Below are 23,128 nucleotides of genomic sequence, written 5' to 3' on the forward strand. Positions count from 1 at the left end.
ATGTCGCGTTCCCGGGAGTCCCTTTTTGATCGCTGGTTTCTGGCGATTTTCCTGATGGCCATCTTGTTGTTCGGCGGTTCGGCGCGGGTCGACAGCGTCGGGCTGGTGATCGTGCGCACCCTCGCGATCGCGGCGATCGCGATTGCCTTGCCCTATTGGTGGCAGGAGCGCGAACGCGATCGTTTGCAGCGTTGCCGTCCGTTGCTGCTCCTGCTCGGCGCGGCGGCGGCGTGGATGGTCATCCAGCTCATTCCCCTGCCCGCAGGCCTGTGGTCGATGCTTCCCGGACATGGCGAACTGGCGACGCGGATGACCGCCGCCGGGATCGAAATCGGCTGGCGTCCGCTGGCCTTGTCGCCGGGCCGCGCGATTCATTCGCTGCTCGACCTGCTCGTGCCGCTGGCCGTGGTGCTGCTTGTCGGCCGCACGTCGGACCAGGACCTGCGCCAGTTGCCGCTCCGCCTGCTCGCCTTCCTGGCGGTTGCGGCGGTCTTCGGCGTGCTGCAATTGCTCGGCGGCGAAGGTGCGCCCTATTTCCACCGCATCACCAATGTCGGTGCTGCCGTCGGCTTTTTCGCCAACCGCAATCATCATGCGGTGTTCCTCGCGCTCTATTGGCCGCTGCTCCTGTGGTTCATCCATGGCCGCAACGATCGCGCCGGCAGCCATGCCGCCACCTTGCTCGGCGTCCTCGGCGGCGTCGCGGTGATGCTGGCGATCATGGCGACGGGATCGCGCGCGGGACTGGCGATCGGCGGCGTCAGCTTTCTTGCGACGAGCGTGCTGCTCTATCGGATGCGCGCGGCGTCGGTCGGAACCGATTCGGCGGCCAATATCGTCCGTCTGACGTTGATCGCCTCGATCGTCGCGACCATCGGCGGCGCGGTCGCGATGCTGATATTCGGCGACAGCTTCATGGACCGGCTCGACCAGAGCGAGGTGGTCGCGGACCTGCGCATCGCCGTTTTGCCGACGCTGAACGGCATGATCTGGCACTATGCGCCCTTCGGCGGCGGTTTCGGCAGTTTCGAGGCGGCCTACAAGATCGCCGAACCGGTCAATCTGCTGTCGCTGCAATATCTGAACCACGCCCATAATGACTATCTCGAACTGCTGATCGACGGCGGTCTTCCGGCGCTCGCCCTGCTCGTCGGATGGGCGTTCATCATATGGCGCGCGGCCAAAAGCGGCTGGAACCATGAGCAGGCGGCCCCGACCGATCGGGTCGGAATCGGCGCGTCGATCATGCTCCTCGTCATCCTCGCGGCGGCAAGTCTGGTCGATTATCCGCTGCGCACCCCCGCCTTGGCAGCGATGGCGACGCTCGCGACGGTCCTCCTCTATCGTCGCCCCGATATTCCGAGCGCCCGCCGAAAGGGCCAGCGGACCTCGGCCGGGTTCCGGTAGAGCGCCCTTCGGGTGCGGCACAGGTTTGATTTTGCGGTTTCCTTTGCCGGGCGGGCGGGCTAGTCCCTCGCAAGCGGCAGGCAGATAAAAAAGGGAATATGTTTCGGTGAACTTTCGTTTGGCTATCGCTAGCCTGACCGCCGCCTGCCTGTTGGCCGGCTGTGGCAGTCGCCCGCAACTCACGAGCACACCGACGCTTCAGGTCACGGACGGCAATGCGCTGCCCGCGCCGACCGGCACCGACCTGGTCGGTGAGACGCGTCCCTATCTGATCGGTCCGTTCGATCGGCTCAGCGTCGATGTCTATGGTGTTCCCGACCTCAGCAAGCAGGTCCAGACCGATGCCGCCGGCCGGATCCAGTTGCCGCTGGTCGGCGAGATTCAGGCGTCGAACCAGACGACCGCGCAACTTGCCGAAGCGATCGAGCAACGGCTGACCCGCTTCGTCCGCCGTCCCGACGTCAGCGTCAATGTAACCGAATCGGTCAGCCAGGTGCTCACCGTCGATGGCCAGGTGATGCAGCCGGGCCTCTATCCGGTGGTCGGCAAGATGTCGCTGATGCGCGCCGTCGCGCTCGCCAAGGGCACGACCGAATTTGCCAAGCTCGACGATGTGGTGATCTTCCGCACCGTCGGCGGCCAGCGCATGGCGGCGCTCTATAATCTGAAAGCGATCCGGACCGGCGTGTATGACGATCCCGAAGTCTTCGCCAACGACGTTGTCGTCGTCGGCGATTCGCCGGGCCGCCGCCTGTTCAAGGATATTCTGGCGACGACGCCGTTGCTGGTGTCCCCCATCGTCGCGCTCATCAATTAAGACCTGCAGGAAGTTCGAACTCGTTCCATGACCGACGCTATCCCCAAGACGCCGATCCTGGCCGTTCCGGCAAACCAGACCGGCGACGCCGATTCCGGGCGACAAGCCGGCGGTTTCGCGACCGCGATGCCGTGGATCCTGCAATATTGGCGCGTCGCGCTGCGCTGGAAATGGGTGATCATCGGCACGATCATCGGCTGCCTGGTCGCCGGCGCGGTCTATACGATGCTCGCCGAGCGTATCTATACCGCGACCGCGCGGATCGAGATTTCGCGCACCGAATCCAAAGTGCTCAACATGAACGGAGTCGAGCCCGAGCGCGGTGGCCGCGTCGAGCAGGAATTCTATCAGACGCAGTATAACCTGCTGCGCGCCCGTTCGCAGGCCGAACGCGTCGCCAAGAGCCTGAACCTCGCGCGCGACCCGGTCTATCTGGCCGCCTTCGGCGGCAAGGCGCCGCCGTCGTCGCTCCGCGTGATGTCGAAGGCCGAGCTGGATATGGCGACGCGCAGCGTCGCGTCGCGGCTGAGCAGCGCCGTCCAGGTCAAGCCGGTCGTCGGGTCGGCGCTGGTCGATATTTCTGTATCGACCCCGAACCCCGAGCTGTCGGCCAAGATCGCCAACAGCTGGGCCGAGAATTTTATCGCCGGCAATCTCGAGCGCCGGTATGATTCGGCGTCCTATGCCCGCCGCTTCCTCGAGGATCAGCTCCAGGCGACCAAGGCCAAGATGGAAGAGGCCGAGCGCGAGATGATGACCTATGCCGAACGGCAAGGCATCCTCACCATCGCGCAGTCGGACAGCAGCGATCCCAAGGCGCCCAGCGTCGAACGCTCGATCATGGCGACCGATCTCGTCGCGCTGAACGATGCGTTGAACAAGGCGACCATCGAACGGATCGCGGCCGAAGGCGCGCTGAAGGCGGCGACCGGACAGTCGGCGGCCCTCGCCGGCGGCAGCCCCAGCGTCGCGAACCTGCGCCAGCGCAAGACCGACCTGCAGGCCGAATATGCCAAGCTGATGGTGATCTTCCAGCCCGACTATCCGCCGGCGCAGGCGCTCGATCGCCAGATCAAGGAAGTCGACCGCGCGATCGCCGCGGAGCAGGGTCAGGTCGGCGGATCGAACGTCGCGACCGCCCGCGCCGCCTATACGGCCGCTGCCGCGCGCGAGGAAGAATTGCGCGCACGGGTCGGCGGCACCCGCACCAACCTGGTCGATGAACGTCGCCGGAGCGTCCAGTACGGCATCCTCCAGCGCGAGGTCGATACCAACCGCGAACTCTATGACGGCCTGCTCCAGCGCTACAAGGAAGTCGGTATCGCCGGCGGCGTCGGCACCAACAATGTCGCGATCGTCGATCGCGCGCTGCGTCCCGGCGGACCGTCGAGCCCGCGCCTGCTCAACAACATGTTCACATCGTTGCTGATCGGCCTCGCGCTCGCCGCTTTGCTGACGATCGTTCTGGCGCAGATCGACACCACGGTCCGCGACCCGGCCGAGGCGCAGGACGTCACCGACCTGCCCTTGCTCGGGGTCATTCCCGATACCGACAACGAGCGGGCGATCGAGGAAGTGCGCGATCGCAAATCGTCGCAGTCCGAAGCCTATCTGTCGGTCCAGACCGCGCTGCGCTTCTCGACCACCACGGGTGTGCCGAAGTCGCTGATGTGCACCTCGACGCGCAAGGGCGAGGGCAAGTCGACCTCGTCCTATGCGCTGGCGCTGTCGCTGCATCGCATCGGCCGCACCGTGATCGTCGTCGATTGCGATCTTCGCTCGCCGTCGGTGCATCGCCTGGCCGGCGTCGCCAACGGCGCGGGAACCAGCAACTTCCTGTCGGGGAACAACGATATTCTCTCGATGGTGCACCATGACGAGTCGGACAGCCTGCCCTTCATCACGGCGGGGCCGATGCCGCCGAACGCCGCCGAACTGCTGTCGAGCGACCGGATCGCGGACCTGATCGAAGCGCTCGGCAAACATTATCAGCACGTCGTGATCGACGCGCCGCCGGTCCTCGGTCTCGCCGACTCGCCGCTGCTCGCGAGCAAGGTCGAAGGTGTCGTCTATTGCGTCGAGGCCGAAGGCGCGCGCACGAACGCGATCCGCTATTCGCTCGCACGCCTGCGCAGCGCGGGGGCGACCCTGCTCGGCGTGGTGCTGACCAAGTTCGACGAAAAACGCGCCTATTACGGCTACGGATATGAATATGGTTATGGCTATGCCGACGCGCAGCCGGGCGAGTAGGACCGCAACCGGAGGCAGGACGATCGGTAAAACGGCGGCGCGAGCGACATCGCGCCTGCCGAGCCGGGGCTTCCTGATCTATGGCGCCGCGATGTTCGGGCTGTGGCTGTTGGTGACCCTGTTCACCGCATCCTCGGTCATGGCCGTCTATAGCCCCGCGCGGGCGCTGGTGCTCAATCCGTTCAATGCCAGCGCCAAGGCGCAGATCGCGAACGACTTGGTCTATGCCACCGGCGACGCGCGCCAGACTGGCGCGGCGGCGCAGCTGAGCCGCGCGGCGCTGGGCGGCAACCCGACGCTGGCGAACGCCTATCGCATGATCGGCCTCGACAATGCGCGCCGCGGCAAGTCCGTGAAGCCCGCGATCATGGCGGCGACCTATCTGACGCGCCGCGACTATGTCGCCAATCTCTGGCTGATCGAGGATGCGGTGAAGCGCGGGCGCATGGATCAGGCGATGACCGACGTCGACGCCTCGCTGCGGACGTCGCTGCGCGGCCAGGCGCTGCTGTTCCCGATCCTGGCCAAGGCCGTTGCGGAGCCGGAGATGAAGCCTGAGTTCGTGCGCCTGTTCCGCGCCAATCCCGACTGGCTGCCCAATTTCCTGAGCTATTATGTCGGCACCAAGCAAAAGGCCGCGCCGCTGGCCGATATCATCCTGCCGATCCGCAAAAACCTGCCGCCAAGCTTTGGTCAGCTGGACCAGACGTTGATCGGGATGATGGTGAACCAGCAAGATTTCGACGCCGCGCGTGGCTATGCGCGCGCGATCGATCCCAAGGCCGATGGCGACCGCAAGCTGATGCACAACGCCCGTTTCGAGGAAGAGGGACCGTTTCCGCCGATCGACTGGCACCTGATCCGCGAATCCTCTTATGGGTCCGACATCGAAAAGGGCGCAAAGGGCAACAAGCTGATTGTCGTGTCGGACCAGGAGCGCCCGAACATGGTCGCCCGCCAGCTCGTCCAGTTGGGCCCGGGCACCTATCGCCTCAGCGCGCGCGGGCGGCTCGTCACGCACAATGACGACGCGTCGGCAATCTGGCAGGTCGCATGCGCCGAAAAAAGCGGCACCGGGGTCCTCGCGAGCATCAAATTCGCCCGCGGCGCGGTGCCGTCGCCGGCCGACTTCACGATCGCGAGCGGGGGGTGCCGGAATTATTGGGTCAGCCTGACCGCCGCCGCCGGTTTCGGCAGCGCGTCGTTGCAGGCGGAATTCCAGCAAGTCGAACTGCAGCCGGTCCGCTGATGGCGGTCGGGGCACCCGCGCGCGGCGCAGCATGACCGGTTTTTCGCCGACGCGGCTCGTCCGTTATGCGATGGCGCATCCGATCGGTGAGCGCCAGCGGCTGCGCACCCTTGCCCGCATCGCGCGCTGGCAATTGCGCGCCCGGCTGATCGGCGGACCGCGTGTCCACCCCTGGGTCGGCGGTAGCCAGCTGGTGGTCGAACGCGGGATGACCGGCGCGACCGGCAATGTCTATTTCGGCCTGCATGAATTCGCCGACATGGGCTTTGTGCTCCATATGCTGCGGGGCGGCGACCTCTTCGTCGATATCGGCGCCAATATCGGCAGCTTCACCATTCTCGCCGCCAAGGTGGCGGGCGCCGAGGTGATCGCGTTCGAACCCGACACCCACACCGTCGCGACGCTCGCGCGCAATATCGCCGCCAATGCGGTCGAGGGCCGGGTCGCGGTCCACACCAGCGCGCTCGGAGACCGCGAACAGGATTTGTGGTTCACCAGCGGCATGGACACGATCAACCATGTCGCCGACGCCGACACGCCGGGTGCGGTGCGCGTCCATGGGACGACGCTCGACACCGTCCTCGCCGGGCGCGTCCCGCTGCTGATCAAGATCGACGTCGAGGGGCATGAACCCGCCGTCGTCGCCGGCGCGCAAAAGACGCTGGCATCGCCCGACCTCAAGGCGGTCGAGGTCGAGACGGTGACGCAGGACATCGCCGACATGCTCGCGGGCCATGGCTTTGCCCAGCGGCACTATGATCCTTTCACGCGGCGGCTGTCGCAGACGCCGGTTCACGCCGCGAACAACAGCCTGTATGTCCGCGACGAATCATTTCTGGTGCAGCGGCTGCAGACCGCACCATCGGTCGACGTCTATGGGATCGCCGTCTAGGCGTCCCGTCGCTATTTGGGGAACTACGCATGGCAAGGACCGGCTACGGCCGCAAACGGGTATTGGTGACCGGCGGCGCGGGCTTCCTCGGCTCGCACTTGATCGACCGCTTGCTCGATCAGGGCAATGAAGTGCTGTGCGTCGATAATCTGTTCACCGGCGACAAGCGCAACCTCGACCATCTGGTCGGCAATCCGCGCTTTGAATTCATGCGGCATGACGTGTGCCTGCCCTTGTTCGTCGAGGTGGACGAGATCTACAACCTCGCCTGCCCCGCCTCCCCCATTCATTACCAGCACGATCCGGTGCAGACGACGAAGACGAGCGTCCATGGCGCGATCAACATGCTGGGGCTGGCGAAACGGCTCAAATGCCCGATCTTCCAGGCGTCGACGAGCGAGGTCTATGGCGACCCCAGCGTCCATCCGCAGACCGAGGATTATTGGGGCAACGTCAACCCGATCGGCATCCGCAGCTGTTACGACGAGGGCAAGCGCTGCGCCGAGACTTTGTTCTTCGACTATCACCGCCAGCACGGGCTGGAAATCAAGGTCGCGCGCATTTTCAACACCTATGGCCCGCGCATGCATCCGTCGGATGGACGGGTGGTGTCGAACTTCGTCATCCAGGCGCTGAAGGGCGAGGATATCACGCTGTTCGGCGACGGCCAGCAGACGCGCAGCTTCTGCTACGTCGACGACCTGATCGAAGGCTTTCTGCGCCTGATGGCCAGCCCCGCCGACGTGACCGGGCCGATCAACATCGGCAACCCGGTCGAATTCACGATCCGCGAGCTGGCCGAAGAGGTCATCAAGCAGACCGGATCGACATCGAAACTGACCTTCTTGCCGCTGCCGCAGGATGACCCCAAACAGCGCCAGCCGAACATCGACCAGGCGCGCGCCAAGCTCGACTGGGAACCGCGGGTGCCGCTCGCCGAAGGTCTCGACCGCACGATCGCCTATTTCCGCGAGCTGATCGAGGCCTGAGCCATGGCCGGGAGCGATCCGGCGGCGAGACGCGCATGAAGATCCTCTATGTCCAATATGCGAACCCCGGCGCCTATCCGGCGGCGATGCGCGCTGCCCGGCTGTGGCGCGGCATGGGGCATGAGGTGCGTTTCCTCGGGCTCGACCTGGGCGGCGCCGACGATCTGGCGGTTCCCGCCGATTTGGCGGATGCCTGCGACTGGGTCCGACACGGCCGCCTCGCGCGATTGGCGTTCCCGGCTCGCTTGGTCCGGATCATCGCCGCTTGGCGGCCCGACTGGCTCTATGTCGCCGATGCGATGACGGTCATCGCCGCCGGCCCTGCCCTGCGGCTGCATCGCGGCGGCATCGTCTATCACGAACATGACTCGCCGCAATCGGGGGTGTCGGCGCAGATGGATCGCCAGGTCACGGCGCGCAACGCGCTGGCGCGGCGGGCCGAGGCGGTCGTGCTGCCCAATAGCGGGCGCGCGGCGCAACTGGTCGACGAAGCGGGCGGCGCCGTCGCACCGATCATTGCCTGGAACACCCCGGCGCGGCGCGAAGTGGGGACCGCGCGGACAGGGGCTCCGGCGGGGCCGCTGCGGATCGTCTATGCTGGATCGATCAACGCCGACCGGGTGCCGATGACGCTGATCGAGGCCCTCGCCGCCGTGCCCGAGGCCGAACTGACGCTGATCGGCTATGAGACCGTCTCGTCGCGCGGATATATAGCGGCGCTGCGCGACGCGGCCACCGCTGCGGGTGGCGCGGAGCGGTTGATCGTCCGTCCCGCGATGCCGCACGACGCGCTGGTCGCGGCGCTCGGCGACTATGACGCCACCTTTGCCGCGCTTCCCGTTCAGTCGGGCAACATCAACCATCGCCACATGGTCGGCGCGTCGAACAAGAGCTTCGATGCGATGGGCCAGGGGCTGGCGCTGATCGTCGGCCCGGGGGCGGATTGGCACGCGACCTTCGTCGAGCCCGGCTATGCACTCGCCTGCGATCCAGCCGACGCGGCGTCGATCGCCGCCGCCTTTCGCCACCTCGCGACCGATCGCGCGGCGACACGGGCCATGGGCGAAGCGGCGCGCCAGCGGATCGCCGGCGAATGGGCCTATGACGAGTTATTCGCGCCGGTGATCGCGCGCATGACGACCAACGAGGAGAAGGCATGACCGGTCCGGGCATCCTGATGTCGGCATCGGACGACCCGATGCGGCTCGAATCGGCCTATTTCCGCTATATGCGCGAAGCGGGCGCCGATGTGCGCGGCTGGACCACGGCGAGCCGGCCGACGATGGCGGCGCCGACCCTTGCCGCGCGGATCGCCCGCCGCCTGTTCCCCGGACGGCGGCAGGCCGAACTCGGCCGCGACCTGATCGCGCATGTCGAGGCGGAATCGCCCGAAGTGCTGTTCCTGTTCAAGGGCATGGATATCCGCCCCGCGACGCTGCGCGCGATCCGCGACTGCGGCGTTCGTCTGGTCAATTATAATGCCGACCATCCGCTCGAATATTTCAGCCGCGGCAGCGGCAACGCGAATGTCCGCGACGCGATCCCGTTCTATGATCTCTACGTCACCTACAGCGACAATATCGCGCGCCAGCTCCGCACCGCCCATCCCGACCTCGCGGTGGGCGTCGTGCCGTTCGGCCATGAGGTCGACGAGGCGCGCTTTCAGCGCATTTCGGGCGAAGACGAGGTCGTGCGCGCCTGTTTCCTCGGCAACCCCGACGCCCAGCGCGTCGCCGCGATCCGCGCCCTTGCCGACGCGGGCATCGCGGTCGACGTCTATGGCTTCGACTGGCCGAAATTCCTCGCGCCCGGTCCGCTGGTGACCGTCCATGGCCCGCTGCACGGTGACGCGATGATGGCGGCGCTGCGCCGTTACCGCCTGCAACTCAACGTCTTTCGTCCGCACAACGCCGATTCGCACAATATGCGCAGCTTCGAGGTCCCGGCCTGCGGCGGCATCATGCTCGCCGAGGACAGCAGCGAGCACCGCCGCTTTTTCGAGGCCGGCAAGGAAGCCTTTTATTTTGGCGATCCCGCGACGATGGTCGAAGGTGCGCGCCACCTGATGGCGCTGAGTGCCGGCGAAGCCGAGGCGATCCGCACCGCCGCTCGCGCGCGCACCGTCGCGAGCGGTTATCACTATGCCGACCGCGCGCGGACGATGTGGGACCTGATCACGGCGCTACCGGCGAAAAAGGATATTCGGTGAACATCGCCTTCCTCACCCCCGGCGCCTTCGGGCTCAAGAACGGCAATGGCGGTATCGGCCTCTATAATCGCGATATCGTCGATGGACTCGTCGAGGCATTGCCCGATGCTGAAGTGACGCTGCTCCAGCGGTTGCTTGATCCCGCGCCGCACAACCTGCCGCCGCGCACGCGCGTGGTCGCGAGTGCGGCGGGCGGCAAGGCGCGGTTCGCTCTCGCCATCGTGCGCGAGATGCTGGTGTCGCGCTACGACATCGTCATCTGCGCCCATATCAATTTCCTGAGCTTCGCGCGGCTCCTCGCGCGGCGGAACAACTGCCCGCTGGTGCTGATCGTCTATGGCATCGACGTCTGGGACCCGCTGCCCGGGCATATCCCGAACCTCAAAACCTGTGACGCAATCTGGTCGATCAGTCAGATCACCACCGACCGGATGAACGCCTGGGCGGGCCTGCCCGGGTCGGCCTATGTCCAGCTTCCCAATGCGATCCGGCTCGAACGCTATGCCATGGGGCCGAAGCCCGCCGATCTGGTCGAGAAATGGGGCCTGACGGGCAAGCGCGTCATTATGACTCTCGCCCGCCTGCCCGGCCGCGACCGGCACAAGGGGGTCGACGAGATGCTGGAGATCCTGCCCGGCCTGCTCGCCAAACACCCCGACCTGCATTATGTCGTCGCCGGCGACGGCCCCGACCGCGCCCGGCTCGAGGCCAAGGCGCGTGAACTCGGTGTCGAGGACAACAGCACATTCATGGGATTCGTCCCCGAAGATCGCAAAGCCGACATCTTCCGCCTCGGCGACGTCTTTGCCCTCCCCGGTCGCGGCGAAGGCTTCGGCTTCGTGTTTCTCGAGGCGGCGGCGTGCGGCATTCCCTGCGTCGGCAGCAAGGTCGACGGCAGCCGCGAGGCGCTGCGCGACGGGATGCTCGGCGACCTGATCGATCCCGACCATCTCGATGAAATCGCCGATGCGGTTTCGCGTGCGCTTGCAAAGCCCAAGGAAATACCGGAAGGACTGGACTACTTCAGCTGGCCGCATTTCGTCGCGCGCCTGAAAGCCGCGGTCGAGGCCGCGATGGCAAGGCCAAGGTAGAAGCGTGAGCAAATCAGCCCTTATCTGCGGAATCAGCGGCCAGGACGGCAGTTTGCTGGCCCGGCACCTGCTGTCGCTCGGCTATCGGGTCGCGGGCACGTCGCGCGATGGCGACATGATGCGCGCGACCAACCTCGACCGGCTGGGCATCCGCGACCGGGTCAGCATCCATTCGATGGCGACCGCCGATTTCCGTTCGATCATCCAGACGCTCGACCGTCTCGACATCGACGAAATCTATAATCTGTCGGGCCAGAGTTCGGTCGGCCTGTCGTTCGACCAGCCGGTCGAAACGATGGACAGCATCGCCGGCGCGACGCTGACGCTGCTCGAAGCGATCCGCTTTCTCGGCAAGCCGGTGCGGTTCTACAATGCCGGGTCAAGCGAATGTTTCGGAGATATCGGCGACGCACCGGCGAATGAAGATACGCCGTTCAAGCCGCGCAGCCCCTATGCAGTGGCCAAGGCGACCGCGCACTGGACGGTGGCCAATTATCGCGAAGCCTATGGCCTGTTCGCCTGTACCGGCATCTTGTTCAACCATGAATCGCCGCTGCGTCCGGCGCGCTTCGTCACCCAGAAGATCGCGCGCGCCGCTTATGCCATCGCGCAGGGTGATCAGCGGCGGCTGGCGCTGGGCAACCTCGACATCTGGCGCGACTGGGGCTGGGCGAGCGAATATGTCGAGGCGATGCACCTGATGATGCAGCAGGACGAGCCCGGCGACTATATCGTATCGACCGGCGTATCGATTTCGCTGCGCGACTTCGTCGCCGCCGCCTTTGCGGCTGTCGATCTCGACTGGCAGGATCATGTCGACGTCGACGAGAGCCTGTTTCGTCCGACCGACCTGCGCTTCAGCGGCGCCGTCGCCGGCAAGGCGCGTGACCGGCTGGGCTGGCAGGCAAAGGTGTGCGGCGCAGAGGTTGCCGGTCGGTTGGTCGCAGCCTGCGGCGATAATGGCAGCGCCGCGCTCGACGCCGCGCGCGTCGCAGGGCAATAGGGTCGGCGATGCTGTTCGAAACCGCCGAATCGACGATCTTGTTCTGGCTCATAGTCGGCGCCGCGACGATGTTCGGCGTGCTGGTGCACACGATCCGCTCGCCAAAAGGTACGCTGGGTTTCCCGATGGCGATGATGTTCGCGCTGGCGATCATGCATGTCGCCGCCGGCGTGCATCTCGTTCCCGGCTTTTTCCACCAATATGACCCGTTTTTGAACTCGATCGGCTACACGCGCGATTCGGTTGCCAAGGGGCTGCAGGTCTCGACGATCGGCTTCGTGATGATGGCCGCCGGCATCTGGCTGATGTCCTATATGGGGGCCAGCTACCGCATCGATTTCGACCGCAGCCGCATCCCGGCGACCTTCCTTCGCCTGTCGCAGCAGATCATGCTGTGGATCGGTCTCACCTTCTTTTTCGGCATCACCTTCTTTCCGGCGGTGGCGGAAATCCCGACGATCGGCGCGGTCATCGTCAGCGGCAAGAATCTGCTTGTCGTCGCGCTGTGCCTCGCGGTGCTGCGACGCACCTGGCTGAACGAAGGTCTGCGGATGTGGCAGATCGCCGCGATCACGATCGCCATTCCGATCGCCAATCTGCTCGGCAATGCGATCCTCGCCGACGCGGTTGCGGCGGTCATCATCATCGGCTGTTTCTGGCTGACGATCGCCGGACGGCGCTTTGGTATCGGCCGCATCATGGTCGCCATCGTCCTCGCGGGCTATGTCTTCCTCTATCTCTCGACCAATTATCTCCTCGTTCGGGGACAGTTCCGCGAGGTGGTGTGGGAGCCGTCGTCGACGCTCTCCGAACGGGTCGACGGGCTGGTCAACGCGATTGGTCAGTTCGGCCCCTTGTCGAGCAGTGACGAGAAACAGCTCTATGTTCTCGACTCGCGCCTCGACCAGTCGCTGTTCACCGGCATGGCGGTGGAGAAGCTCGATGCGCAGCCCGACACCTATGAAAATGGCGCGACGCTGCTGGCCGGCTTTTTTGCTTTCGTCCCGCGGGCGATCTGGACGACCAAACCGGTGCGCGGCGGTTCGGCGTTCCTGTCCCAACATACGGGGTATCAGGCTAGCGGTGAGACGACATACGGCATCGGCCCCTTCTTCGAAGGCTATGTGAACTTCGGCATTTTCGGGGTGATCTTCTATTCGTTCCTGCTCGGACTGTTTGTCCGTTATCTCGACATGCGTGCCTTCCGCGCGCTGGCCGAGGGGCGAATGGCTGAGGCGATTCCGTTGACCTCCGGCCTCGTCGCGCTGATCCAGCCGCTCGCCAATGCGTCCAGCCTTTTCTCGACCTTCTACGCCTCGCTGGTCGTCGGCTTCATCATCGTCAAATTCATGGAACGCTATCTGGATATCCGGGTGTTTGCCGAGGAACAGCGCCGATTGCGGAAGGCATGACGCGGCTCCTGCTGACCAACCCCAGTTTCCAGCTCGAACATGGCGGCCCGGCTTATTCGGTCGGGCGTCTCGCCGGGGCGCTGGGTGCGCTTGGGCATGACGTCACCGTCTGGGCCGCCGACGGCAGCGCCGAACGGGTGCGCACGATGGACCCGAGCGGACAGGTGAAGGTCGCGGTCGGCGCCATCGCCGATGTCCTTCGCGCGCAAAGCTGGGACATCGTCCATGACAACGGCCTGTGGCTGCCCTATGGCGCGCAGATCGCCCGCCATTGCCGCGCCCGCGATATCCCGCGCCTGATCAGCGTCAGGGGCATGATGCAACCCTGGGCATGGCAGCATCGCCGCTGGAAAAAGCGGCTCGCCTGGGCGCTCTACCAGAAACGCGGGGTCGAAAGTGCGGCGCGGCTGCACGCGACCGCCGCTGACGAAGTCGCCCGCATCCGCGACCGCTATCCCGACCGCCAGCCGCTGCTGATCGCCAATGGCATCGATATTCCCGACCAGGTGGCGCGGACACCCCGCCCCGACGGTGCGGTGCGGACCGCGCTGTTTCTGGGACGGCTGCACCCGGTCAAGGGGTTGACGATGCTGGTCGACGCCTGGGCGCAGATACGCCCGGCGGGCTGGCGGCTGCAATTGGTGGGTCCTGACGAAGAGGGGTTCCGCGCCCAGTTGGAAGCGCAGATCGCCGGCGCGGGACTTTCGGAGAGCATTGCGATCGCCGGCGCGGTCAGCGGCGACGCCAAGCGCGCTTATTATGACGCGGCATCGCTATTCCTGCTGCCCAGCTTCACCGAGAATTTCGGTATTTCGGCGGCCGAGGCGCTCGCGCACGGCGTCCCGGTCATCACGACCACCGGCACGCCCTGGCAAGTGCTTGAGACCGAAGGCTGCGGCTGGTGGGTCGCGCCCGAGACGGCGGCGATCGCGGCGGCGCTGGCCGACGCGACGGGGCGGCCCGACAGCCTGTTGGTGACCATGGGTGCGACAGGCCGGGCATGGGTTGCCGATCAACTGCATTGGCCCGCCATTGCCAAGCAGTTTGCCGATGCCTATGCCGACGCCATTGCCAGTCCGGCGCCGGCTTAATCAGGGAATATTCGGTGGTTGTACCGAGTGCGCGTTTTTCGATCGTCACTGTCTGCTTCAACCCCGGCGAAATCATCGACGCATGCCTGCGCTCGGTTGCCGACCAGGGCTATCCGCATATCGAACATATCGTCATCGACGGCGCCTCGCCCGACGGGACGGCCGACCGGATCGCGGCGCTCGACTGGTTCAAGGGCAAGCTCGTGTCGGAGCCCGACAAGGGTATTTACGATGCGATGAACAAGGGCGCGGCGCTCGCGACCGGCGACTATCTCGGTTTCCTGAACGCCGATGACTGGCTGGCCGACCCCGACGCGATCGTCCGGCTCGCCGAAGCGGCCGCCAGGCATCCCGGCGCCGACGCGGTGCAGGGCGACGTCGTCATCGTCGATCCCGCCAGGCCGGGACGGCAACGCTATTATTCGGGCGGCGGCAATTGGCGCCGGCGCCTCCGCTGGGGACAGATGCCGCCGCATCCGGGATTCTATATGCGCACCGCGCTGTTCCGCGAGATGGGCGGCTTTGCGACCGATTACCGGATCGCCGCCGATTATGACCTGATGCTGCGCTTCTTTTGCACCGCAGCGCGCACATCGGTGCCTGTCCCTGCCCCTGTCGTCACCATGGCGACCGGCGGGGTGTCGAACCAGGGACTGCAGAGCCGCAAGATCATCAACCGCGAGATCGGCGTCGCTTGCAAGCGCAACGGGGTGAAGACCAATTCGCTGATGATCTGGTCGAAATATCTGACCAAGATCTTCCAATATCTGCCGCGCCGCGCCGCGTGATGGGGGAAGCGCCGACCCCCTACGCCATGACCCTGGTGACCGGCGCCAACGGCTTTGTCGGGGGCGAGATCGTGCGGCAGTTGCGCGATCGGGGTGTGCCGGTGCGCCTGGCGGTGCGTCGCGCGGCGGGTGCGGACGAGGTCGGCGTCGGCGATATCGGCCCCGACACCGATTGGAGCGCGGCCCTTGTCGGTGTCGGACGGGTGATCCATTGCGCCGCCCGTGTCCATCAGATGGACGACCGGGCCGCCGACCCGCTCGAGGCGTTTCGCGGCGTCAATCGCGACGGCACCGCAGCACTGGCAAGGCAGGCTGCGGCGGCGGGCGCGAAGCGGCTGGTCTTCCTGAGCTCGATCAAGGTCCATGGCGAAACGACGAAGGATCGCGGCCCCTTTACCGCCGATGATGTGCCCGATCCGCAAGACCCCTATGGCCAGTCGAAATGGGAGGCCGAGCAGGCGCTTCGCGTCATCGCCGCCGAAACCGGCATCGAGATCGTCGTCATCCGCCCGCCGCTCGTCTACGGTCCGGGCGTTCGCGCGAATTTCGCCCGCATGATGTCATGGGTGGCGCGCGGGCGTCCCCTGCCCCTTGGCCTGTGTCGCAACCAGCGTAGCCTGGTGTCGGTGACCAACCTTGCTTCGCTCGCGATCGCGGCCAGCAGGCACCCTGCGGCGGCGGGGGCAACCCTGCTCGCGAGCGATGGCGAGACGGTAAGCGTTCGTGACCTGCTCGCGCGGATCGGCACCGCATTGGGCCGTCCCGCCCGGCTGTTTCCTGTGCCGCCCGCGCTGCTCCGGCTCGCGGGAAGCCTCACCGGCCAGCGGGCCGCGATTGATCGTCTGTGCGATCCGCTCGTCATCGACGGCGCGCCGACCCGGCAATTGCTGGGCTGGAACCCGCCGCTGACGATGGCCGAGGCGCTGGCACAAATGGCTCCGGCGCCGGAGCCCGCCGCATGACCGGCGTCGCATTCGCACTCGCGGGCATCTGTTTGATCGCGACGTTGATGCTGCTCAGCCTTTATGTCGGCTGGGCGAAACAGCGAATGGTCGACACGCCGAACGAACGCAGCGCGCATGTCGTCGCCACGCCGACCGGCGGCGGTATCATTTTCCTGTCGGTGTGGGTGGTGATGATCGCCGCAGCGGCGCTTGTCATACCCTATCAGGCCACCGCGGCCCTGGCGCTGGGGCCGGCGGCGGCGGCGCTGATGTGGCTTGGCTGGCTCGACGACCGCACGCCGCTGCCGACATCGCTGCGGTTCGCGGTCCAGTTTGGCTGCGCGGGGCTGTTCCTGTTGCTCTGGCCCTGGCCCGAACTGCCACCGGGCTGGTTTGCGCCGCTGTTCGTCGTGGCGCTGCTCTATCTGGTCTATTCGGCCAATATCACCAATTTCATGGACGGCATCGACGGCATCGTGGCGCTCCAGATGCTGGCTTTCGTCGCCGGCGCGTTGCTGATCCTGCCGCCCACGATCCTGAGCCTGTCGATCCTGCTGCTGGGCGCTGCGCTACTGGCCTTCTTCCTGTTCAACCGCCCGCCCGCCAAGCTGTTCATGGGCGACAGCGGCAGTGCGCCGCTCGGGCTTTTGGCCGCCGCGATCACGCTTGCGGTCGCGGCGTCGAACTGGCGCTTCGGGCTTGCGCTGCTGCTCTTGCAGGGCGTGTTCCTCTGCGACAGCGCCGTGACGCTGCTCCGCCGCGCGCTGCGCCGCCAGAATGTCACGCAGGCGCATAGCGAACATGCCTATCAGCACGCCAAACGGCGCTGGGGCCACGCGCGCGTCAGCTATGCGCTGTTCGCGGTGACCTTGCTGGTCCAGATCCCCGTCGCTTATGCCGTGGCGTGGCTCCACCTGCCCTTTTGGGTGTCGGCGATCGACTTCGCGTTGCTCGCGATCGTCGCCCTCCTCTTCCGCGCCGGGACGCCCCGCACCGATTGATCTTTGCCCGAAGCTTGTCCATAGACCTCCCGCCATCGGCCCGCGCCGCTGGGTGACCGAACAGGAAATTATAGACTCTATGAGCGTTGTAATTCAGCCGATTGCGGGCCGCCGCCAACGCTATGCGCTGGTCGGGTGCGGGCGGATTTCGGCCAATCATTTCGCCGCGCTCGAAGCGCATGGCAACAGCGTCGAAATCGTCGACGTTTGCGACATCGATCCCGCCGCGCTGGCGAAGGCTACGGAGCGTACAGGCGCGCGCGGCCATGCCTCGCTGACCGAGATGCTCAAGACGACCGACGCCGACGCCGTGATCGTCACGACGCCGAGCGGGCTGCACCCGGCGCAGGTGATCGAGATCGCCGAATCCGGACGCCACGTCATTTCCGAAAAGCCGATGGCGACGCGCTGGCGCGATGGCCTGCGCATGGTGGAGGCCTGCGACAAGGCAGGCGTCCAGCTGTTCATCGTCAAGCAGAACCGCCGCAACGCGACGCTGCAACTGCTCAAACGCGCCGTCGAGAGCGGCCGTTTCGGGCGCATCTATATGGTCGCGGTCAATGTGTTCTGGACGCGGCCGCAGGATTATTACGACAGCGCCGCCTGGCGCGGCACCTGGGAGTTCGACGGCGGCGCGCTGATGAACCAGGCCAGCCATTATGTCGACCTGCTCGACTGGCTGGGCGGCCCGATCGAAAGCCTGCACGCCTATACCGCGACGCTGGCGCGCAATATCGAGGTCGAGGATACGGCGGTGATCAATGTCCGCTGGCGTTCGGGCGCTCTCGGCTCGATGAACGTCACGATGCTGACCTACCCCAAGAATCTCGAAGGTTCGATCACGATCCTCGGTGAAAAGGGCAGCGTGAAGGTCGGCGGCGTCGCCTTGAACAAGATCGAGAATTGGGACTTCGACACCCCGCATGCCGATGACGACCAGGTTGCTTCGGCTTCCTACGACACCGGCTCGGTCTATGGCTTCGGCCACCAGCTCTATTATGACAATGTCATCGGAACGCTGGCGGGCGACTGCGACGCCGCAACCGACGGCCGCGAAGGGCTGCGCAGCCTTGAAGTGTTGATCGCCTCCTACCTCTCGGCGCGCGACGGCAAGCGCGTGTCGCTGCCGCTGGACTATTGATGGCGGCGAAGGTTCACGACACCGCCATCGTCGATGCCGGCGCCGAAATCGGCGACGGCACCGCGATCTGGCACTGGGTGCATGTGTGCGGCACCGCGCGGATCGGCAGCGGCTGTTCGCTCGGCCAGAATGTCTATGTCGGCAACGACGTCACCATCGGCAACAATGTCCGCATCCAGAACGGCGTCTCGGTCTATGACGCGGTGACGCTGGAGGACGATGTTTTCTGCGGCCCCGCGATGGTCTTCACCAATGTCTATAATCCGCGCTCGGCGGTGCCGCGCAAGGACGAGTATCGCGAGACGATCGTGCGCAAGGGCGCGACGCTCGGCGCGAACTGCACCATCGTGTGCGGGGTGACGATCGGCGCCTATGGCTTCGTCGGCGCAGGATCGGTGATCAACCGCGATGTGAAGCCCTATGCGCTGATGGTCGGTGTCCCCGCGCGGCAGATCGGCTGGATGTGCGAATGCGGCGTGCGGCTCGAAGGCGCGGGCGATGTGACCTGCGGCGCGTGCAGCCGCGACTATCAGATAACAGACGAGGAATGTTCTCCCCGATGAGCGACGTGATCGAATTCAACGACCTGAAGGCCCAATATCGCGCGGTGAAGACCTCGGTCGACGCCCGCATCCAGACGGTACTCGACCATGGCCAATATATCATGGGCCCCGAGGTCGCCGAGCTCGAAGAGAAGCTGGTCGCCTATACTGGCGCGAAGCATTGCATCGGCGTCGCCTCGGGGACCGAGGCGCTGTTGATCGCGCTGATGGCGCTCGACATCGGCCCCGGCGACGAGGTGATCACGACCTCGGCGACCTTCGTCGCCACCGTCGAAGTCGTCGCGCTGGTCGGCGCGACTCCGGTGTTCGTCGATATCGACCCCGCGACCTCGACGATCGATCCGCAGGCGGTGAAGGCGGCGATTTCGGACAAGACCCGCGCCATCATCCCCGTCTCGCTCTATGGCCAATGCGCCGACATGGACGCGATCAACGCGATCGCCGAGCCGCTGGACATCGCGGTGATCGAGGACGGCGCGCAGAGCTTTGGCTCGACCTATAAGGGCCGCCGCAGCGGCAGCACCAGCGCGATCGGCTGCACCAGCTTCTTCCCCGCCAAGCCGCTCGGCTGTTATGGTGACGGCGGCGCGATCTTCTGCGATGATGATGCGCTTGCGCAGGCGTGCCGCGAAATCCGCATCCATGGCCAGTCGCGGCGTTTCCACCACACGCGCGTCGGGGTCGGCGGGCGGCTCGACACGATCCAGGCGGCGGTGCTGCTCGCCAAGCTCGAAATCTTCGACGAAGAGATCGCGCGGCGGCAGGCGCTCGGTGCGCGCTATCTGGCGGCTTTTGCAGGGCACAACGCGCTCGAACTGCCGATGATCGCCGACGACCGCACCAGCGTCTGGGGCTATTTCGCGCTGAAATCGCCGAACCGCGCCGCGATCCTTGACGCGCTCAAGGCTGCCGGCGTGCCGAGCGGGGTGCATTATCCCGAGCCGATGCACGTCCAGCCGGCGTATAGGGACAAGTGCCGCGTCGCGGGCGGCATGGCCGAGACCGACCGCTGGTCAAGCCAGGTATTCAGCCTGCCGATGCACGCTTACCTCACCGACGAAGCGCAGGACCGCATCATCGCCGCGGTGCTGGCGGGGGCCGGCGCGGCCTGATTGCCCCTGGCATGAGCCGCCTCCTCAACATGCAGATGAGCTGGCCCGCGACGGCGGTCGACCGGCTGCGCCGGCTGTTCGAGGCACGCTATCACCGGTTCACCGGCAAGCGCTTCTTCGTCGATACCGCGCAGACGCAGGTCGATATTCATTTTCGCATGTGGTTCTGGCAGCGCGTCATGCGCCGCAATGCCGATGCCTATTGGCCGGTACATCCAACGACGCGCGTGCGCGGCGGGCGCTTCGTGGTGATCGGTCCGGAAACGTCGCCCGGCTGGAGCGTCGGTTGCGACATCGACGGACGCGGCGGCATCTATATCGGCGATTACACCCAGATCGCCCCGACGGTGCGGATGCGCTCGGTCGCCGAGGGGCAGGAGCCGACCGATGCTCCCGAGGATTTTTCGATCTTCATCGGCAAATACAGCCTGCTGACGATGAACGTCACGGTCGAGGCCGGCGTAAAGCTCGGCGATTTCACGATCGTCGGCGCGAACAGCGTCGTCACCGACAGCTTTCCCGACGGCCATTGCGTCATCGCGGGCAATCCGGCGCGGTTGATCAAGCGGCTCGATCCTGCGGCGTGCGAGCATTGGCAGCGCGCGGCGCCCTATGTCGGCTATACGCCGCTGTCCGAGATCGCGAAGCTGCGCGGCGCCGCAATCGACGCAGGGCTTTTCGACCGCATCTGGGGCGCTGCATGAACCGCTCGGTTCCCTGGCGCGTTCGCTTCGCGCAGCATCTGGTCGGCATCAACGGCGCGGCCTATTGGCCGATGCATCCCGACAGCCAGCTCGCCTACCCCAACCGCGTGTTGCTCGGCCGCGACAGCTGGCCGGGGATCGAGCCACGCTGCTATGTCAGCGCCAACATGGGGCTCGTTGTCGGCAATGGGGTACGGATCGGCCGCGAAGTCGGGCTGATCACCGGCGACCACGACCCGACGCGCCTGACCAGCTATCTCGAGGTCGCGCCCCAAGTCATCGGCGATCATTGCATTATCGAAGACGGCTGCACCATCCTGCCCGGGGTCGAACTTGCCGATTTCTGCATCGTGACGCGCGGCAGCGTGGTGACCAAATCCTGCCTCGAACCGCGCTCGATCCTGTCGGGCAATCCGGCCCGGGTGGTCGGAACGCACGACCGCCCTACCCCGTCGATCGCGGCGGATGCGAAGCACGGCTATATCCCGGCGGTCCGTTTCGACGATTTTGCGCGCCGCAACCTGCGCCACCAATATCTCGGTCGCTTTGGCGACGCCTTTACGCTGTCGTCGCCGGGGGCTAGCTGACTTCCATGTGCGGGTGGGGAATCCTGGTAAATCGCGACGGACGCCCCGTCGAACGGCCGCTGCTGCAGGCGATGGCCGATGCAGTCGCGCACCGCGGTCCCGATGCCGAGGGGATCGTCGAACTCGGCCCGGTCGGCCTCGCGCATCGACGCCTCGCGGTGATCGACGTCAATGACCGGTCGAACCAGCCGATGCGCAGCCGCGACAATTGGCTGCAGTTCAATGGCGCCATCTATAATTTCCGCGAGCTTCGGACCGAGCTCGAAGCGCTCGGGCACATATTCCACACCAAGTCCGATACCGAGGTGCTGCTCCACGCGCTCGACCAATGGTGGGTCGATGCGCTGCCGCGCTTGCAGGGGATGTTTTCCTTCTGCTTCTATGATGCGCGGCGGCGCAAATTGCTGCTCGCGCGCGACCGCTTCGGCATCAAGCCGCTCTGCTATCATCTGTCGGACCGGGTTTTCATCGCGGGATCCGAAGCGAAACAGTTGCTCGCGACCGGCCTCGTCGGATCGGCGCCCGACCACAGCGTGCTGCGCACCTTCCTCGAACATGGGCGCCTCAACCTCGACGAACGCAGCTTTTTTGCCGACGTCAAACTCATGCCGCCCGGCCAGTTGGCGGTCTATGACCTCGTCAGCGACCAGCTCGTCCAGATGCGCTGGTACGAGCTCAGCCTGCACGTCGAGCCGCGCGACATCGCCTATGACGAGGCTTGCGAACGGCTGCGCGCGCTGTTCGACGACGCGGTCCGGTCGCATCATGTCGCCAACGTCCCCGTCGGCGCCAGCCTGTCGGGCGGGGTCGACAGCTCGTCGATCGCGGCGGCGAGCGCGGCGGTGGTCGGCGACCCGGGGCAGTTCCCGCTGTTCACCATCTACCACGCCGACGATCGCCACGATGAACGCCGATATGCCGCCCAGGTGACCGGGCGTTTCGGCTTCCGACCGGTCGAAGTGCCGGTCTCGCTGCTCGATTATTACACCCCCGAATGGCTTGAAAGTTTCGCCTTTTCGCAGGACCAGCCGCTGCCCGGCGGCAGCCATTTCAACGAACATGCGCTGTTCAAGGCAGCGCATGAGGCGGGCGTGACGGTGATGCTCGACGGCCAGGGCGCCGACGAATATTTCGGCGGATATGGCGAATTCTGGCTCGCGGCGCAGCGCGCGGCGATCAAAAGCGGCAATCTGGCCGAGGTCGGCCGCAACCTGCGCGGGCGCAGTCTGACCAACGCCGAGCCGATGCCGCTCACCGTCCGCAAGATGGTCGCCGCGTTCCTGCGGCGCGAGAGCGATGCGTCGCCGCTGATGGCCGGGCTGTGGCGCGGCAAGGGCGCAGCGCGCCACGCCTATGCGCCGCCCAAGGATTTCCGCCCGCTATCGATCGACGAGCTGGTGCGGTCGAGCATCCCCTATCAACTCCATTCGCAGGACCGCAACGCGATGCAGTTCGGCATCGAATCGCGCGTTCCGTTCCTCGACCACCGGCTGGTCGAATTCGTCTGCAGCCTGCCGACCGAATATCTGGTCGGTGGCGGCTGGCAGAAGCGGATTTTCCGCGACGCGATGGCGGAATTGCCCGACGATATCCGCTGGCGGCGCAACAAGATCGGCTTTTCGTCGCCCGACGCCGAATTCGGCGTTCAATATCCCGACCGGCTCGCGGCGATGCTCGACGATGCGGTTTCGACCCTCGCGCCGCTGCTCGACGCGGCGCAGCTCCGCCAGCGCCTCGACCGCTATCGCCTCGATCCCAGCCTTTACGATCCCGCCATATTTCGCTTGATCAGCCTCGCCGCCTGGGTCAGGCGGTTTGCGGTTTCATTATAGCCCCGGGGCGCGGCCCGCCGGGCCGCATCCCGCGAACGAGGACCTG

21 protein-coding genes are annotated in these 23,128 nt (G+C 65.8%); all 21 read left to right on the forward strand.

What is annotated here, in order from left to right; all coding sequences use genetic code 11:
* Positions 1 to 1,407: an O-antigen ligase family protein gene (locus tag ACREB7_RS01660; RefSeq protein ID WP_431590571.1), complete on the forward strand. Its 1,407-nt coding sequence runs from the start codon at positions 1 to 3 to the stop codon at positions 1,405 to 1,407.
* A 106-nt stretch (positions 1,408 to 1,513) separates the two neighbouring features.
* Positions 1,514 to 2,224, forward strand: coding sequence for a polysaccharide biosynthesis/export family protein (locus tag ACREB7_RS01665; protein WP_431590572.1), 711 nt, complete (start codon positions 1,514 to 1,516; stop codon positions 2,222 to 2,224).
* Between the two features lie 27 nt (positions 2,225 to 2,251).
* Positions 2,252 to 4,474 carry a GumC family protein gene (locus ACREB7_RS01670; RefSeq protein ID WP_431590573.1) on the forward strand — a complete coding sequence of 741 codons (2,223 nt, stop codon included), beginning with the start codon at positions 2,252 to 2,254 and terminating at the stop codon, positions 4,472 to 4,474.
* 91 nt (positions 4,475 to 4,565) lie between these two features.
* A complete protein-coding gene (locus ACREB7_RS01675) occupies positions 4,566 to 5,723 on the forward strand; it encodes a hypothetical protein (protein WP_431590574.1) in 1,158 nt (385 codons plus the stop codon).
* Positions 5,724 to 5,754: 31 nt separating this feature from the next.
* Positions 5,755 to 6,615, forward strand: coding sequence for an FkbM family methyltransferase (locus tag ACREB7_RS01680; RefSeq protein ID WP_431590575.1), 861 nt, complete (start codon positions 5,755 to 5,757; stop codon positions 6,613 to 6,615).
* Positions 6,616 to 6,644: 29 nt separating this feature from the next.
* On the forward strand, positions 6,645 to 7,604 hold the full coding sequence (locus ACREB7_RS01685; RefSeq protein WP_431590576.1) for a UDP-glucuronic acid decarboxylase family protein: 960 nt from the start codon (positions 6,645 to 6,647) through the stop codon (positions 7,602 to 7,604).
* A gap of 35 nt (positions 7,605 to 7,639) precedes the next feature.
* The gene (locus ACREB7_RS01690) at positions 7,640 to 8,764 is read left to right on the forward strand and encodes a glycosyltransferase (RefSeq protein WP_431590577.1); all 1,125 of its coding nucleotides are present in this window, start codon (positions 7,640 to 7,642) and stop codon (positions 8,762 to 8,764) included.
* On the forward strand, positions 8,761 to 9,813 hold the full coding sequence (locus ACREB7_RS01695; protein WP_431590578.1) for a CgeB family protein: 1,053 nt from the start codon (positions 8,761 to 8,763) through the stop codon (positions 9,811 to 9,813). Before ACREB7_RS01690 ends, ACREB7_RS01695 begins: the two co-directional genes overlap by 4 nt.
* Positions 9,810 to 10,904 carry a glycosyltransferase family 4 protein gene (locus tag ACREB7_RS01700; protein WP_431590579.1) on the forward strand — a complete coding sequence of 365 codons (1,095 nt, stop codon included), beginning with the start codon at positions 9,810 to 9,812 and terminating at the stop codon, positions 10,902 to 10,904. Before ACREB7_RS01695 ends, ACREB7_RS01700 begins: the two co-directional genes overlap by 4 nt.
* 4 nt (positions 10,905 to 10,908) lie before the next feature.
* Complete coding sequence (locus ACREB7_RS01705; RefSeq protein WP_431590580.1) at positions 10,909 to 11,907, forward strand: GDP-mannose 4,6-dehydratase; 999 nt, start codon at positions 10,909 to 10,911, stop codon at positions 11,905 to 11,907.
* Positions 11,908 to 11,915: 8 nt separating this feature from the next.
* A complete protein-coding gene (locus ACREB7_RS01710) occupies positions 11,916 to 13,319 on the forward strand; it encodes a hypothetical protein (RefSeq protein ID WP_431590581.1) in 1,404 nt (467 codons plus the stop codon).
* The gene (locus ACREB7_RS01715; protein ID WP_431590582.1) at positions 13,316 to 14,410 is read left to right on the forward strand and encodes a glycosyltransferase; all 1,095 of its coding nucleotides are present in this window, start codon (positions 13,316 to 13,318) and stop codon (positions 14,408 to 14,410) included. The genes ACREB7_RS01710 and ACREB7_RS01715 overlap by 4 nt, the downstream gene beginning before the upstream one ends.
* A gap of 14 nt (positions 14,411 to 14,424) precedes the next feature.
* Positions 14,425 to 15,198 (forward strand): glycosyltransferase family 2 protein, encoded by a 774-nt coding sequence (locus ACREB7_RS01720; RefSeq protein WP_431590583.1) that lies wholly within the window; start codon positions 14,425 to 14,427, stop codon positions 15,196 to 15,198.
* 26 nt (positions 15,199 to 15,224) lie between these two features.
* Positions 15,225 to 16,160, forward strand: a complete 936-nt coding sequence (locus ACREB7_RS01725) for an NAD-dependent epimerase/dehydratase family protein (RefSeq protein WP_431590584.1) — start codon at positions 15,225 to 15,227, stop codon at positions 16,158 to 16,160.
* Positions 16,157 to 17,143 (forward strand): hypothetical protein, encoded by a 987-nt coding sequence (locus tag ACREB7_RS01730; protein WP_431590585.1) that lies wholly within the window; start codon positions 16,157 to 16,159, stop codon positions 17,141 to 17,143. The genes ACREB7_RS01725 and ACREB7_RS01730 overlap by 4 nt, the downstream gene beginning before the upstream one ends.
* 79 nt (positions 17,144 to 17,222) lie before the next feature.
* Positions 17,223 to 18,284 (forward strand): Gfo/Idh/MocA family protein, encoded by a 1,062-nt coding sequence (locus ACREB7_RS01735; RefSeq protein WP_431590586.1) that lies wholly within the window; start codon positions 17,223 to 17,225, stop codon positions 18,282 to 18,284.
* Positions 18,284 to 18,847, forward strand: a complete 564-nt coding sequence (locus tag ACREB7_RS01740; protein WP_431590587.1) for a DapH/DapD/GlmU-related protein — start codon at positions 18,284 to 18,286, stop codon at positions 18,845 to 18,847. Before ACREB7_RS01735 ends, ACREB7_RS01740 begins: the two co-directional genes overlap by 1 nt.
* Complete coding sequence (locus ACREB7_RS01745; RefSeq protein ID WP_431590588.1) at positions 18,844 to 19,959, forward strand: DegT/DnrJ/EryC1/StrS family aminotransferase; 1,116 nt, start codon at positions 18,844 to 18,846, stop codon at positions 19,957 to 19,959. The genes ACREB7_RS01740 and ACREB7_RS01745 overlap by 4 nt, the downstream gene beginning before the upstream one ends.
* Before the next feature lie 11 nt (positions 19,960 to 19,970).
* Positions 19,971 to 20,663, forward strand: coding sequence for an acyltransferase (locus ACREB7_RS01750; protein ID WP_431590589.1), 693 nt, complete (start codon positions 19,971 to 19,973; stop codon positions 20,661 to 20,663).
* Positions 20,660 to 21,250, forward strand: a complete 591-nt coding sequence (locus tag ACREB7_RS01755; RefSeq protein ID WP_431590590.1) for an acyltransferase — start codon at positions 20,660 to 20,662, stop codon at positions 21,248 to 21,250. The genes ACREB7_RS01750 and ACREB7_RS01755 overlap by 4 nt, the downstream gene beginning before the upstream one ends.
* A 5-nt stretch (positions 21,251 to 21,255) precedes the next feature.
* Positions 21,256 to 23,082: an asparagine synthase (glutamine-hydrolyzing) gene (asnB, locus tag ACREB7_RS01760; RefSeq protein ID WP_431590591.1), complete on the forward strand. Its 1,827-nt coding sequence runs from the start codon at positions 21,256 to 21,258 to the stop codon at positions 23,080 to 23,082.
* Positions 23,083 to 23,128 lie beyond the last annotated feature (46 nt).

The sequence above is a fragment of the Sphingopyxis sp. genome (genome assembly GCF_050725615.1).
Classification (GTDB): Bacteria; Pseudomonadota; Alphaproteobacteria; order Sphingomonadales; family Sphingomonadaceae; genus Sphingopyxis.